Origin of the sequence: Flavobacterium sp. SLB02, from assembly GCF_009664855.1 — a bacterium.
Taxonomy (GTDB): Bacteria; Bacteroidota; Bacteroidia; order Flavobacteriales; family Flavobacteriaceae; genus Flavobacterium.
This window is the reverse complement of record NZ_CP045928.1, coordinates 4186513-4202327: the sequence shown is the minus strand read 5'-3', so window position 1 is coordinate 4202327 and position 15815 is coordinate 4186513. Positions and strand designations below refer to the sequence as shown.

The following is a 15815-nucleotide window of genomic DNA, read 5'->3' as shown; positions in this document are numbered from 1 at the left end:
CATATTAAAAAGTTAAAAAAATGTACTTTTACTCTTATTCTAATCAAGCACGATTGAAACTATTTACAACAATATTGATTTTTAGTATTTTTTTTATTGGATGCGAGCGTAAAAATGAAAATTCTTACGCTTCAAATGCCAATAAGTTAAATTGGTTAATTTCAACTTCGACAGACACAAACAAAACTAAAGCAGAAAGATTAGAAAAGGCGTCATTAGCTTCTGAAATTATTCAAAAAAATGATACTTTAGTGATGTCGGCTGACTATTATTTTGAGTTGGCAGATTCATTTTTACAACTAGGAGAGAGTGATAAATGTCTTGAATTACTGCAAAAGCTGTATCGAAAATCAACTTTATTAAAAGATAACGAAGCTATTCAAAATGTAAGCTACAGTATTGCCACTGTTTATAATAAAGAAACGAAATATGATTCGGCCTATTATTACTTTACAAAATCAGAAAAAGTCGTTCTGAAAAAAAAAAATGAGAACTTATTGGGTAATGTAAAGATCTGGAAGGCAGAAATATTATCTTTTAAAAATGACTATGTAGGGGCTGAAAAATTAGCGATTGAAGCATTAAAATTTGGTATTGAAAAAAAAAATAATCTACTAATTTATAATTGTTATCTCACTTTAGGAAGCACACTGGTAGGTCTGGATAATTATGAAAAAGCTGTAGATTATTACAACAAAGCTATTGAGATTTCGGAAAAATTAAAATCAAATTCAAATTATTTATCCTACAAATGTCAGCCGTACAATCATATTGCTAATATATATGTAAAAACCCATAAATATGAAAAAGCTATTGCATTTGCAAAACAAGGATTAGCTATAGCAAATTTCAAAATAATAGACCCTCCAATTTATTGCTACCTTACCAATAAGCTTGCTTATTCTAAATTTAAACTGGGTAAGAAATCCTCATTAAAACAATTTGAAGAAACTTTAAAAATTGGCAACAAAATCAATAGTATTCCTGTTCAGATAACCTCAAAAATCTATTTAGGTGAATATTATTTAAATCAAAAAGATACTTTAAAAGCCAAAGGCTATTTAAATGACGCGCAATTGCAAGCACATAAAAATAATTTTTTTGAAGACGAGCTCAGAATTCTTAATTTATTGCCCCTAGCATATCCTCAGGAAAAATTCTTTTATACAAGTAAATACATTCATCTTAAAGATAGTCTTCAGGATGTTGAGCGTACTTCTCGTAATAAATATGCCCGGATAGAATTTGAAACCGACCAACTAATCCAGGAAAAAAAAATGGTTGAGAATAAAAAGAATGAAATCTCAAAACAATTCATTTTATATGCTATCATGAGTGCCTTGGTACTATTGTTATTGTTGATTATTTTATATCACAAAAACAAAAATATCAAACTTGAAAAATTGTTTCGCAAACAAGAACAAGCTCTAAACGATTCGCAAATTTATAATTTGATGCTTTCAAATCAACAAAAAATGGAAGAAGGCAAACTTATCGAAAAACAGCGCATCTCGAGAGAACTCCATGATGGGATAATTGGAAAATTGTCGGCAATTCGAATGAATTTATACGAAATAAAATATAATCAATCACCAGAATCAATACAAAAACATTTGGGACATATTGCTGAGATGAAAAATATCGAAGAAGAAATCCGCAATCTAACACACGAACTAAATACGAATGTGTTTTCAGGATCTGATGATTTTGAAACAACGATAAAAGCATTATTCACAGAATTAAATAATAATCCATTAACTGAAATAAGTATAGAAATTGATCAGAGAATAGACTGGTTACTGGTCGATATAAATGTAAAAATGAATCTTTACAGAATTTTTCAGGAAGCATTACAAAACATCAATAAATATGCCGATGCTAATATAATAACAATAACAATTGCTAAAAGTGAAACAGGTATAAGTATTCAAATTGCCGACAATGGTAAAGGTTTTGATGTAATGCAAACAAAAAAAGGAATTGGATTAAAAAACATGCATCATCGCGCACTGGAACTTATGGGACAATTCTCTATAGAATCCAAACAAAATATAGGTACAAAAATAAATTTGTCAATTCCGATAGAATTCAATAGTTTTGAGTTTTAACTACCAATGACAAAAAAAATACTAATAGTTGAAGATCATTCTTCGATGATTACTGGATATCAAACTATTCTCTCTCACAATAAGTTAGGGCATCAGTTAGAGTTTCATTCTGCAAACAATTGTAAGGCTGCTTACGATTGTATTTCAAATGAAACAAAACCAATTCCTTTTGATTTGGTAATGCTCGATTATAGTTTACCCTCTTTTCCTGAAAAGGACATTTTTAATGGTGGAGATTTAGCCCTTTTAGTTCACAAATACATTCCTGGTGCAAAAACATTAATTATTACTTCACATTTTGAAAGTGTTATTTTATACAACATTTATCAAAAAACTCATGTCAACGGAATTATGGTCAAAACTGACTTCGACGATGAAGAATTGTTGTTGGCTTATGAAAAAATCATGACGGGGGAAAGCTATTTTAGTAAAACTGCTAAAAAAGCAAAAACCGAACGCTTGTTAGCCGAAGGTCATTTTGATGCTATTGACCGCCAAATCATAACACTTATTTCTAAAGGATGTCAAATAAAAACCATTGCAAATACTATAAAAGTTTCTGAAGACACTGTGAAAAAACGCAAAAGTAAAATAAAGGATATTTTAGGTATTGATAAAGGCAACGACGAAGACATTTTGCGTGAGTGTAGATTATTACAAATGATATAGAGAGTTTTATAGACTACTTTGTTATATAATTGCGTCATTCGACGAAGCAGAAAAAGTACGTTACAAATACTTTATTTAGTAACTACTTGAAAACTTATTATGTAAATCCTTTTGCGACTATCCTTCGTTTCTTCAGAATTTTTTTCTTAGATAATAAAAAAATCAAAATTTAGTATTTCTCTTTTAGATGTTGATTATTATCAGAGTTCCTTTTAGACTATTTTTTAATGTGACTCCATGATCAGTTTTAGGTATATTCTTCTGTAATCTTCTGTAATCTTCTCTAATCTTTCTGATTTTAACTTTTTTTACACTTTAAGTGTAAAACCTTACAAAACTCTTACACTAGTTTTGACATATCAAATTACTTCCGGAATTACTTATAACTAAAATTTTGGAGTTTATAAAAGCCAATACAACAGAACGCTAGTTAAGTAATAAAAGCCTATTAGTTGTTTTTAAAAATCTGTTTTTGAGATTTTTAAAAACAAAAATCAAATGACTTTGAGGTTGCTTAAAAAGATAGTAGTACTCGATTTTTGAAAATTATTAATCAATAGAATTAATTACCATTACAAATCATGAATACAACAGCAAAAAAAACTGTAATAGATTGGTCTTCACCAGATATTTTAAATCATCTATTCTTGCATATAAAGAGTCCATTAGATTCTATTATTACAGCCAGCACAGCTGGCACACCCGGGAACGAGACTAAAAATGAAATTATTTTTTCTAGTAGTAATGAAATTAATGATCTTATTGAGGAAATATTAAATGAAATTAAATCTAAATCAGTAAGCTTAACAGTACAAAGCCGACCTGATATTTTTGATATTTATGAATCAAATAAGAATGTTCAGGATTTATGCTCAAATAAGATAACTCCTGAAAAAGTTACAAAAAAGGATCAGAATTGGTTGATAAACTTAGAAAAGGAAATTTATAGTTCTATTTCTAAAAACGATCTGGATTTATGCGATTTATCATATAAAATGGCTGTAAGTGAAAGACAACTGCATAGAAAAATTGCCAATTTAGTTTACTTAACTCCTAACAAATACATACGCATATTAAGGTTGCATAAAGCAAAGCAATTAATCGATAATTATATTCAAGATTCTATTTCTCAGGTTTCTTATTCTGTTGGATATAGTGATTCGCATTATTTTTCAAAGTTGTTCAGTAGTCAATATGATATATCACCAAAAGCATTAATAAACTCATTAGCCTAAAAGAGTCTGATAAAAAAGTAGTAATCAAATCCAGAATTTCATTTAAATCTACTTTAAAAAAAATATAGAGTTAAACGATAATAGTTTAGGCTGGATTAGGCTATGGTTGTTAAAGACTCCATAATTATTACTGATTATCAAAATCTATAAAATTCTTTAATTAATTTTTTTAAAATAAAACAGAATTAAATAACCATAACCTTAAAAATATATATTATGAAAAGAGTGCTTTTTTTCTTAGGCCAATTAGATGACAGAGACCTGGAATGGATGATCCAGAATGGACAAAAAATAGAATTAAAAACTGGAGAGACACTGATCCAGAAAGGAAACTATGTAGATAGTTTATACATTTTACTATCAGGTCAATTGTCTGTTTGTTCAAATGAAATTGACGGTGAAGAAGTGGCTCTTCTGGGAGCAGGAGAAGTTATAGGTGAAATGTCTTTCTTAGAATCCAGACCTCCTTCAGTTTCTGTTATTTCAAAAAAAACATCTGTAGTTTATAAAATATCCCGAAATGTAATAGAATTGAGACTTTCTTCAAATCCGGATTTTAAAGCTAATTTTTATTACTCACTAGCATTATTTCTTTCTAATAGGTTAAGAAAAACAACAGATCGATTAGGATATGGGATTCCTGAAGAAGAGGATTTAATTGATACAAAAGTACTAGATGTGGTTTCTCAGGCTGGCGCGCGTTTTGGTCAAATATTAAATAAATTTTCCGAAGTTAAGTTAAGTGTTAATTATTAAAGCTTGAATATGAGGAATTACTTTTTGGGTTGCATTTTCTTGATTAGTAGTACTATTTTATATAGTCAGTCCAAAATTAAATGCGATTTAATAGAGGTTTCAAGTATTGCATTTAATAAAAGTCCAACTATTAAAATCGCTAATTACTCTATCACTAATGCCGAAGCTAATTTCCAGGTTCAAAAAAGTATTTTTGATTTTAACTTAAATTCTGAAGTTAACTATCAAAATGAAAAATACAATCTTTTTAATGCTGATTCCAGAACTAAATACGTCGATAAAACGCTGAAAAGTAATTCATTTGGTGTTTCAACAAGCTTAGAGAAAACATTACGTTCTGGACAAATAGTAGATCTAAGTTTAAAGTATAATTATAATAATAGTAATTATCCCTATAATAATTTTAATGAGTTTGTTGGCCCTTTTTATGGTAATCATCTTAGCACTGTTAATCTTCAATTAACCCAACCTCTTTTAAGAGCAAGAGGAGCAAAGATAACTACAGCTTTAGAAAAAGCTTCTGTTTTTTATATTAATAAAAGTAAATATGATTATGAATTTACAAATTCATATGAAATCGAACAAATTGGTATTGCCTATTGGAGTTACTATACTGCATATAAGAGCCTATCCATTTATATTCAAAATGAAAATAGGGTAAGAGAGGTATTAGATATGACTATTGAACTTGTAAAAGCAGATAAAAAACCAGAAAGTGATTTAGCTCAGGTCAATGCCGATTTAAGTAATCAGGAAAGGCAAACCGCTGCTGCAAAACAAGATCTATATAATGCAAGATTAAATTTAGGACGAGTTATTGGTCTAATCGATGAAGAAAGTCAAAGATTGGATATTCCTGTTAATGACTTTCCTACTATTTTAGAATCTGGATATGATGGTACTATTGATAAAAATGCACTTATTAAAATGGCTAAGGATAAGAGAGGTGACCTAAAGGCTATTGAAGAAGAATATAAAGCAATAGAACTTCAATATCTGGTAGCCACAAATAATCTAAAGCCTCAATTAAATTTGTCGGCATTTGCTTTTTATGGAGGTGCAAGCGTTGGAAATGGTGTAGATAAATCCTGGTCTTCTTTTTCTAATAATCAAGGTCAGGATCTTGGAGGCGGAGCTAAACTAACATTTTCTTTTCCACTGAATAACAATCTTGCAAAAGGGAATTATTCAAGAAGTAAAGTCGCTTTGCAAAATCAATCCACCATAAATGAAAATAACAATAGAAATATTGAATTGAATATTGATATAGCAATTAATAATCTAAATAACAGTGTTATAATTCTTGAAAAATCAAAAGAAGCTTTTGTTTTTTGTCAAAATGCATATAATAACGAACAGGTAAAGTTTCAAGCGGGTTTAACAACTCTTTTAAATTTAATGATATTTCAGGAAAGACTTACTTCTTCAGAATTACAGAATTTAAACGCACAGCAACAATTTTCAAATGCAATCATAATTCTTAGACATGAAACCGGGACTCTTATTTCTAAAGAGGATCTTGGGTTTAAAATTACTCAAAATGCATTTTATACTATTCCTAACACGGAAAATTAAAAATATATAAAGTTATGTCAGCACCTTTTTTTAGAAAATCGGCATTAGAGAAACTTTCTACTCCGGAAAAATTGGATCAATTGATTAAGGTTACCGGAACAAAAGCCTGGATAGCTCTAATTACAATTATAGTAGCAATTTTTACAGCAGTAATTTGGTCATTTATGGGTACTGTAAAAACAAAACTAGATGTAGTTGGGGTTGTATTAGGTGGGGATATTCATGAAGTAGTTGCTACAGCACAAGGTCAATTAGTAGAGTTAAAAATAGCCATAGGTAATAACGTTAAAAAAGGAGATGTTATCGCTACAATACGACAACCAGAATTATTTCAACAAATAGAAGATGCAAAAGTGGTACTGTCGGACAGAAAATTTGAAATGGAAAGGCTAACCTCTTACGGAAATCAAGGCACTCAATTACAAGGTAAAATAATTAGCCAATCGCGTGTAAGTATTACAGGGGAAATCGAATCAGAAAAAAAGAAGATCATATTTCTGAATAATCAACTGGAATCAGAGAATGTACTTCTTGATAAAAGTTTAATAACTAAATCGCAAGTTGCAAATACAAAACAACAGATAGAACTTGCTAGAAATACAATCGAAAGATTAAAAGGACAAATAGTAGAAACATCCCGTCAACAAAATGATTTGGGATTTGATATACAACAGAAAGTTACATTACAAAGACAAAGAATTGCAGAATCTGAAAGAAATCTTAAGTTTTTAACTGAAAAATATGACAATCAAAGAAATGTAAAAAGTCCTTATGACGGAGAAGTAGTTGAAGTTTTAACCGATGCCGGAATTGTAGTATCAGCAGGATCTCCATTATTTAAACTTAAAAATACACTTAACACAAAACAATCACAATTAAGAGGAATTCTTTATATCCCATCTAAAGATGGGAAAAAAATTAAAAAAGGAATGGAAGCTCTAATTGTACCTTCGACCGTACAACCTGAAGAATATGGTTTTATAAAAGCGAAAGTAACTTATGTATCTGATTTTCCGATAACTCAACAAGGAATGCTAACTTCTGTTAAAAATGATCAACTTACAAAGCAACTTTTAGTAGGTGGTCCTTTGTTTGAAGTTTACGTTGATTTCGAAAAGGACCCTGTGTCATATAGTGGCTATAAATGGACTTCTGCTAAAGGGCCCGATATTTTTTTGAGAGAAGGCACATCATGTTTAGGTAAAATTACGATCAAACGAGAGCCTCCTGTAACACTAGTTGTTCCTGCACTTAAGAAATTTTTCGACCTATATTGATCTATCAAAATGGAAAATAACATAAACTTACTTATAAAAAAACAAGCTAAACCTGTTAAAGTACCCACTGTTTTGCAGATGGAAAGCGTTGAATGTGGTGCTGCAGCTTTAAGTATTATTTTAGGATATTTTGGCAAGTTTGTTCCATTAGAAAAATTGAGAATATCTTGTGGGGTATCACGAGATGGCTTGAAGGCTACCAATATCTTAAAAGCAGCAAAAGAGTATGGACTAGAAGCAAAAGGATATGCTAAATCTATTGAAAAACTGATGCAATTAGAAACGCCATCAATTATCTTCTGGAACTTTAACCATTTTTTAGTCCTGGAGGGTTTTACAAAAAAGAGAGTTTACCTTAGTGACCCGGCGCAAGGAAGGTATTATGTGAGTCATAAAGAATTTGACGATTCTTATACAGGTGTGGTTTTAACCTTTAGCCCTACAAAAGAATTTGAAAAAGGAAATGAGAAAAAAGGATTAATACCCTCTTTAATTTCAAGAATTGCCAATTCTAAATTAAGTATTATCTACATTGTTATAGCAAGCTTGTTTTTAGTAATTCCTGGTTTAGTAATTCCTTCATTCCTTAAAATATTTATAGACAAATATTTGATTAATAATTTCTCAGGTTTTGTAATGCCCCTTTTACTAATTATGGGTGTAGTTCTAATTGTCAATGCTTCTTTAGTTTATCTCCAGCAATACTTTTTGCTTAAATTAGAAACAAAACTTGCATTGGTAACTTCCAGTAAATTTCTTTGGCATGTTTTTCATTTACCAATCGCTTTTTTTACTCAAAGATACAGTGGCGAAATAGGTAATCGGGTCTCATTAAATGATAAAGTAGCAAAACTATTAAGCGGGGATTTAGCAAATGCGGCATTAAATGTTATTGTTGTGATTTTTTATGCCATTTTAATGTTCTCTTATGATGTTCTCCTGACTGTAATTGGTGTTTTTATGGCGACACTAAATGTTGTTGCCTTAAAGTATGTTTCGACAGCCAGAAAAGACGGAAGCCGAAGATTAAGCAATGAAATGGGAAAGTTATTAGGCACTACCACCTCAGGAATTAGTATGATTGAAACATTAAAATCCTCTGGTAGAGAAAATGATTTTTTTACCAATTGGATAGGATATCTGGCTAAAGTAATGAATGCGCAACAAGAATTTGGATGGTTAACAATAAGGCTTAATATACTTCCTAATCTAATTTTATCTTTAACAAATACTTTAATATTAGGAATAGGTGCATTACGGATAATGGAAGGAGAAATGACCTTAGGAGCTTTAGTTGCTTTTACTTATTTAATGAATAATTTTATTACTCCGGTAAACCAACTTGTATCAGTAGCAGCCCTGCTACAAGAAACAGAAAGTGATATGGCACGCATTGATGATGTAATGAACTATGAAATTGACAAACAATTTATAGCCACTGAAAATGAAAATACTCAAAAGACAAATGATCAATTTACTAATAACAAATTGACAGGATACTTCGAAATGAAGAATGTGACTTTTGGATATACTCGCACTATGCCTGCATTAATAGAAAACTTTAATTTAAAATTAAGACCGGGTAGTAGAGTAGCATTAGTTGGAGGTTCCGGCAGCGGAAAGTCAACTGTTGCAAGAATAGCTTCCGGACTTTATGATCCATGGGAAGGAGATATCTTATTGGATAATAAGAACAGAAGAGATATCCCCAGACATATTATTACCGAATCATTAGCGGTAATAGATCAGGAAGTTCTGGTGTTTAATGGTACTATTAAAGAAAATATTTCTTTTTGGGACACCATGATTCCTGAAAAAAACATTATAAACTCAGCAAGAGATGCTGACATTCATGATGTTATTGCTGCCAGAAATGACGGATATGATAGCGCTGTACTAGAAGGTGGTTCGAATTTTAGCGGAGGACAACGCCAGCGAATTGAAATTGCCCGAGCTTTAGTTTGCGACCCTACAATTTTGATTATGGATGAAGCTACCAGCGCATTAGATTCTACCACAGAAAAAAATGTGATGGATAATATTAAGAAAAGAGGATGTACCTGTTTAATTGTTGCTCATAGATTAAGTACTATAATGGATTGTGATGAGATAATTGTAATGGAGCTTGGTAAAATTGTAGAACGAGGCTCTCATAAAGAATTATTAAAACTAAATGGTGTTTATGTAAAATTGATTGAAACAAAATAAAAAATTAAGATATGTCAACGAAAGATAAAATATACATAGGAGTTGAAGAACCATTGATACTTAATAGCACAGGCAAGTTTTGGATGGTAGTTTCTGGTGAGGTAAATGTGTTTTATGTTAGAGTTGATGAAAACGGAGAATACTTATGCGCGTTAAAATATCTTTACTCTGCAAAAAAAGGGGACTTATTATTTAGTTTGCTATCCCCTGACTGTAAAGATGATATTCGTTTAATTGTTTTTTCAAATGAAGCTAATTTACTATCTATAAACAAACACGAACTCATTACTATAGATCATTTCTTTCTAAAGGGTATGATTGATAAATGGATATTAAAAACTTCATTTAAAATTAATTCAGGTAATGCTCCAAAAGCTTACAGCACGTTAGATAACTATAATGATTTTATTTTAAATCAAAATTTGATAGCATACCCTTCTCAGGGAATAAATTGGGTAAGTTTAATTCATGGACAACTTTCTGTTTTCTCAGAACAGGAAACTATTAACTTTAACGACGCCCTTAAATTTCCAATTCCTGTTTGTAATAAGTTATGGATTAAATCCTTATCTGAGTTTTCTGAATTAAAATTGATGAGTACCAGAGAAGTTTTAGAAGATGAAATTAATTTTTTAATTTCCTTAGAAAAATTACAAGCCCATTTTTACAATCAGCTTTGCAAAAACATTGAGATCAATAGTTTGTTCGAAAACAATAACCTCAATGATAAATTAACTTATCAGGAAGAAGAATTACAACACACTTTAGAAAAAATAAAATCTATAGTTACGGGCAGTAAAAAAAAAGGGCATCACCTCACGAATAATAAAAAACAAAACATACTTTACTTAACCTGTCAATTAATTGGAGAAAATGCTGGTTTTAAATTTGTAGAACCAAAACATTTTGAATCAGACATACCTAACACAAACAATCTTCTATATGCTATTGCTCAAAGTTCTAAAGTAAGAATACGAAAAGTTATTTTGAGAGATGTATGGTGGAAAGATGAAAATGGGCATTTATTAGCATTTGTAAAAGAGTCTAATGAGCCTGTTGCTCTTATACAGCAAAATTCTACAACTTACATCATCAAAAATCTTTCAAAGGGGACTGAAACTGTTGTTAATAATGAAATCGCCGAATCTTTAGATCCTATAGGTTATATGTTTTTTTCTGGATTTGATATAAAAATGGATTCCATAAAAAAAGTATTAAGTTTTGCTACCAATGGTGTCAAAAAAGACGCCAGACTATTGTTACTTGCTTCTTTATTTGGAAGTCTGATTGGTTTGTTAATTCCTGTATTATCCGGGATGATATATGATGATGTAATACCAACTGCAGATAAATCTATACATTTAGAAATCTTTACGATTATGATCATTATAGGTTTGGTATCTGCCGGACTTCAACTTACTCAGGGAGTCTTACAAATGAGAGTAGAATCAAAATCAAGTGTTAACCTACAAGCTGGAGTAATGGATTATATACTTCGCTTGCCTGTAACTTTTTATAAAAAATATACTGCCGGTGATCTCACAAATAGAGTTTTAAGTATTAACTCAATTAGACAAATTCTTTCTAATACACTCATGACGGTGGTACTTAGTGGGGCATTCTCATTTGTTAATTTATTACTTCTCTTTTATTATGATTCGAGTTTAGCATGGGTAGGAGTTGGACTTGCTTTAATTGCTATTGCTTTTATGGTTTTAATGGGCTGGCTAAAATTGAAATATGATCGGGAGGTGTCTAAATACGAAGGAGAAATTCAAGGTTTCCTTTTCGAATTTTTATCCGGAATTAGCAAAATAAGAATCACCGGAGGTGAAAAAAGAATCTTTTCTTTATGGGGTGACAAGTTTTCAAAATTAAAAAAATTAGGATTTAGTTCAGGAAGTTATCAAAACTTTGTAGAAGTTTTTAATAGCTCTTATCCCCTTTTTACAAGTATATTATTTTTTTCATTTATATATTATACGGTTTTAAAATCTAAAGATTCCGGAATGTTATCTGTAGGATCATTTATGGCTTTTATCATTTCTTTTAATAAATTTTTAAATGATAGTTTAAGATTAAGTATGGCCTTTATTTCTTCGCTTAGCGTTATTCCTTTGTACGAAAGAGTAAAGCCAATTTTAGAAGAAAAACCAGAATCGATAGAAGACAGTATTGATCCAGGCGAATTAATGGGTGAAATTGAACTAAATTCGATCTCTTTTAGATATTATGAAGATCAACCACTAATTTTAAAAAATGTTACATTTAAAATAAAACCTGGCGAAATGGTTGCTTTTGTAGGCGCGTCTGGCTCTGGAAAATCAACAATTATGCGACTTCTTTTAGGTTTTGAACACCCTGAGTTAGGTTCTATATTCTATGATGGTAATACATTTGATGCAATGAATAAAGAACTTACAAGGCGACAAATAGGTGTAGTGTTGCAAAATGGAGCGCTTATGTCAGGTAGTATTTATCAAAATATTGTTGGTAATTCAGAATTAACACTAGAAGATGCCTGGGTTGCAGCACGCATGGCCGGTATGGAAGATGACATAAAGAATATGCCTATGGAAATGCATACATTTATCAGTGAAGGAGCAGGTACATTCTCAGGAGGTCAAAGACAAAGATTAATGATTGCCAGAGCAATTGTTCATAAACCCAGATTATTATTTATGGATGAGGCAACAAGCGCTCTTGATAATAGGACTCAAAATATTGTTGCAGAAAGTTTGGATAAACTTCAGGCTACCCGCATCGTTATTGCACATAGGTTGAGTACCATAAAAAATGCTGACCGTATTTTTGTTTTAGAAAAAGGCGAAATCAAAGAATCAGGAACTTATGATGAGCTAATTCAAATGGAAGGTTTGTTTACAGAACTTGCTAAACGTCAAATTGCCTAACAATGGTAAATCAATCATCTAGTTTAAAAAAAGAAGAACATCTCGTTGATATTAATCTTTCTGAGGAACTCAAAACCTACTTATCAAATAATTTTAAATCAAAAAAAACAATACCGTCTTTCGAAAATGATACAGGTATTAAATACTGGGAAGATTTAGCAACAAAAATTACTGCGGATAATTTATTATTTAATGAATTAAAAAAGTGTTATCCTCAATTGAACTTTCCAATTGAAGCAGGGATAGAAAAAAAAGAAGAATACAAAGATTTAGTTTTGAGAGGTAAAACAGAAAATATAAATCTGCCTTTTTTATTAGAATTAAATGATTATAAAAATATAACCCTTAGAATTAACGAAAGTATTGCAGGTAAAATACCAATAATAACAGTTCCCAATAAAGAAGACTTTATAATAATTATACAGTGTCTATTGTATAAAAGTAATCCTAAACATATCCCGCAATCAATGGGTGCAGTATTGATTAATGGACTCAATAATTGGCAAAAAATAGCTATCTTAAAAAGTGATTGGTTAGCAACCAATACTCCAGAGAAATGGAGTAAAGAGTTTTATATGAGTGTTTTACCAAATTATGACTTGTATAAAGACAAGTTAATTATTATAAGTACAAAAACATACAGTAATGTATCTGCACAACAATTGGGTCTAGATGAAAGTTTATGGTTATCCTATTCCATTTCGATAAGAGAAGAACACGAATGTACACATTTGTACACTCTTAAAAAATTTGGGATAGCATCAAATAACCTGCACGATGAATTAATTGCAGATTACATAGGAATTGTAAAAACTATTGGTAAATACAATAAGTTATGGATGTTAATGTTTATGGGGCTTGAAAACTATCCTGAATACAGGCAAGGAGCAAGGTTAGAAAATTATATATCTGACAATAAATTGTCTAAAGAAGATTTTATAAAGTTAATTGAGATAGTAAAAATGGCTATTGAAAACATTTCAATATTTGATGAATCTGTAGGGAATTTACAATCAAATAGAGATCAAATATGCAGAATAGATGCCCTTTGCGAAACAAGTCTGGAAGAATTATCATCTAGAAATGGATCTTCTTTACTTATTGATAATTATAATAAAAGGTTGGAAAAGGGAATTTAATCTTAAAGTATATTCTCATATTCTTTTTTGGAGGTTTGTCCCAACCTGGGTAGTGTTTCAAATTTAGTGATATAAGATTTTAGATTTCTAACCTTTTAAAATTGAACAAATTTTAGAAATAAATAATTTTAAGATGAGCAGTGATGCTCATCTTTTTTGTTTTATTATTGCCTTAAATGTGCTAAAATGAATAAAAATTCGACATGGTGTTCCAAAGTTAGTGATGATGTAAATTGTCCAAAAATGTAACGAGAAAAAGGTTGTTAAAAATGGGAGAACTAAAAATTATAAACAGCAGTACTACTGTAAAATGTGCTGTCACCGTTTTAAAGAAAGTTATACAAATCAAGCTTGCAAATTAAATATCAATCAAAATATCATTCAATTAACCAAAGAGGGTTTGGGAATAAGAAGCACAGCCAGAATATTAAATATTTCTACTACAACATTATTGAAAAGGATTGTTTCTATCGCCAGAAGTATTTCTAAGCCAATTATTAGCAAAGGCAAAACTTATGAAGTCGATAATCCATTAACTACCAAAGTTAGTTTGATTAGTATAACAGAGTCGATTCACTCGATTTTTTAAGGAAAATAATTCCATCAAAAGCTTCTTTCAATTTTTCTTTTTGAACCATTTTTGGAGAATAAGTTGATCCAATATCTCTGTAAAGTACTTTGGATGTTATGAATTCATTTAATGAGGGAAAATAACTACTTTTATTGAGATCTAAAAAATATATATCAGAAGATGCACCATTAAATACCTCAGTACTTGTCTTTTTTAAAGGTTCATCAATAGTATAACTTTTAATTTTGTTATTTTCAATATCCCAAGCATTAAAACTACCAGATCCAAAGTCAAAACCTACACTGTAATATTTTTCGAAATATTTATTCTTTAAGTAATATCCTAAGGAATTAAATGAAATATTGCTTTTCTTGATATGGGAATTGTGGGCACAAATAAATATATTGCCCTTACTATTTTCTGCTAACCAATTTATATTTTTAAACATTAGTTCATCTCTAAGACTTTGAGTATAATTTATCTTCATCAGAATATATTGCAAAATAGAATTGTTAGCTTGCCATAAATATGGGGCCTTTAGTTTTGATGCTAACGACTTTAAGACCAGATAGTGTTCTTCAAATTCTTTTTTTCTCAGATTATTTGCATTATTTTTTGAAATATAATTATTTAATACAGTAAGATATTGTTGATTATCCGCAGAAGGATCACTTTGCAGGTATTTGTAAAGTATATTTGCTACATTTTCGCAGTTCAAAACATCTATCCCAATAAAACTCAATTGGTTTTCTTTGATTTGTGATGAATTATACAGTTTCATCCATTCAATTAATGATAATATCTCGTTTGTATTCCAGATCCAGTATCCTATTTTTCTTAAGACTTCTTTTGGATTACCCCCTGCTCCTTTAATATAAGAATCAATGCTCAGACAGTCTCCGTAATTTGCTTCTATTGCAAATGTTTTGACATTACAATTAACAACTAAGTATCTAAAAATTTATCTTTTAACTCCTGAAATTCTTTAGTGCCATGTGTCGCTTGCCCAAAACCAAATATTTTTACATTTTGAAATGTATTCTCTAATTTAGGGAGTTCTTTAAAAGGATGTTCTGGATTTGAATTATCAATGTCAACCAAACTTGAATTAATAGAAGCAATTAGTTCTGTATTTTGTGATTTAACTGATTTAGAAGTAATAAGAAAAATAATTAATAGTAATATTTTTAATTTAAATATTTTCAAGATAATTTTTTAAAAATAATAGTAATTTTAAATTTCAGTATGCTTCATTGATAGAATAATAAACTATTAAGCAAATTAATATTTTTATTTAGAAAAAAAGTAATCTTTTTGTTATTCTTTCCCAAAGTTGCGCTTCGGGAAAGAAAAGTTTCAAACCTA

The 15815-nt window shown here is 30.0% G+C and carries 12 protein-coding genes; 10 read left to right on the top strand and 2 right to left on the bottom strand.

The features are described 5' to 3' along the window. Window positions 1–53: 53 nt before the first annotated feature. The 10 genes from GIY83_RS15415 to GIY83_RS25180 all read left to right on the top strand — a co-directional run bounded on the left by GIY83_RS15415 (window position 54) and on the right by GIY83_RS25180 (window position 14468). The gene (locus GIY83_RS15415) at window positions 54–2108 is read left to right on the top strand and encodes a sensor histidine kinase (RefSeq protein WP_208682363.1); all 2055 of its coding nucleotides are present in this window, start codon (window positions 54–56) and stop codon (window positions 2106–2108) included. Between the two features lie 6 nt (window positions 2109–2114). Then, window positions 2115–2777: a response regulator gene (locus tag GIY83_RS15410; protein ID WP_208682361.1), complete on the top strand. Its 663-nt coding sequence runs from the start codon at window positions 2115–2117 to the stop codon at window positions 2775–2777. A 581-nt stretch (window positions 2778–3358) separates the two neighbouring features. Next, entirely contained in the window at window positions 3359–4012 is a 654-nt protein-coding gene (locus GIY83_RS15405; RefSeq protein WP_208682359.1) for a helix-turn-helix transcriptional regulator, read from the top strand. A gap of 216 nt (window positions 4013–4228) precedes the next feature. Further along, window positions 4229–4768, top strand: coding sequence for a cyclic nucleotide-binding domain-containing protein (locus tag GIY83_RS15400; RefSeq protein ID WP_208682357.1), 540 nt, complete (start codon window positions 4229–4231; stop codon window positions 4766–4768). 9 nt (window positions 4769–4777) lie between these two features. Further along, on the top strand, window positions 4778–6343 hold the full coding sequence (locus GIY83_RS15395; protein WP_208682355.1) for a TolC family protein: 1566 nt from the start codon (window positions 4778–4780) through the stop codon (window positions 6341–6343). Window positions 6344–6357: 14 nt separating this feature from the next. Then, on the top strand, window positions 6358–7620 hold the full coding sequence (locus GIY83_RS15390) for an NHLP bacteriocin system secretion protein (protein WP_208682353.1): 1263 nt from the start codon (window positions 6358–6360) through the stop codon (window positions 7618–7620). A 9-nt stretch (window positions 7621–7629) separates the two neighbouring features. Beyond that, entirely contained in the window at window positions 7630–9828 is a 2199-nt protein-coding gene (locus tag GIY83_RS15385; protein ID WP_208682351.1) for an NHLP family bacteriocin export ABC transporter peptidase/permease/ATPase subunit, read from the top strand. 11 nt (window positions 9829–9839) lie between these two features. Beyond that, window positions 9840–12740, top strand: coding sequence for an NHLP bacteriocin export ABC transporter permease/ATPase subunit (locus GIY83_RS15380; protein WP_208682349.1), 2901 nt, complete (start codon window positions 9840–9842; stop codon window positions 12738–12740). A gap of 2 nt (window positions 12741–12742) precedes the next feature. Then, window positions 12743–13879 carry a hypothetical protein gene (locus GIY83_RS15375; protein WP_208682347.1) on the top strand — a complete coding sequence of 379 codons (1137 nt, stop codon included), beginning with the start codon at window positions 12743–12745 and terminating at the stop codon, window positions 13877–13879. A gap of 310 nt (window positions 13880–14189) precedes the next feature. After that, the gene (locus tag GIY83_RS25180; RefSeq protein ID WP_370514211.1) at window positions 14190–14468 is read left to right on the top strand and encodes an IS1-like element transposase; all 279 of its coding nucleotides are present in this window, start codon (window positions 14190–14192) and stop codon (window positions 14466–14468) included. Here GIY83_RS25180 and GIY83_RS15365 read toward each other — a convergent pair. Together GIY83_RS15365 and GIY83_RS15360 are read right to left on the bottom strand one after the other, a co-directional pair. After that, window positions 14434–15336 (bottom strand): erythromycin esterase family protein, encoded by a 903-nt coding sequence (locus GIY83_RS15365; protein ID WP_229029324.1) that lies wholly within the window; start codon window positions 15334–15336, stop codon window positions 14434–14436. The genes GIY83_RS25180 and GIY83_RS15365 overlap by 35 nt on opposite strands. A 59-nt stretch (window positions 15337–15395) precedes the next feature. After that, window positions 15396–15656: a hypothetical protein gene (locus GIY83_RS15360; protein ID WP_208682345.1), complete on the bottom strand. Its 261-nt coding sequence runs from the start codon at window positions 15654–15656 to the stop codon at window positions 15396–15398. Window positions 15657–15815: the final 159 nt, after the last annotated feature.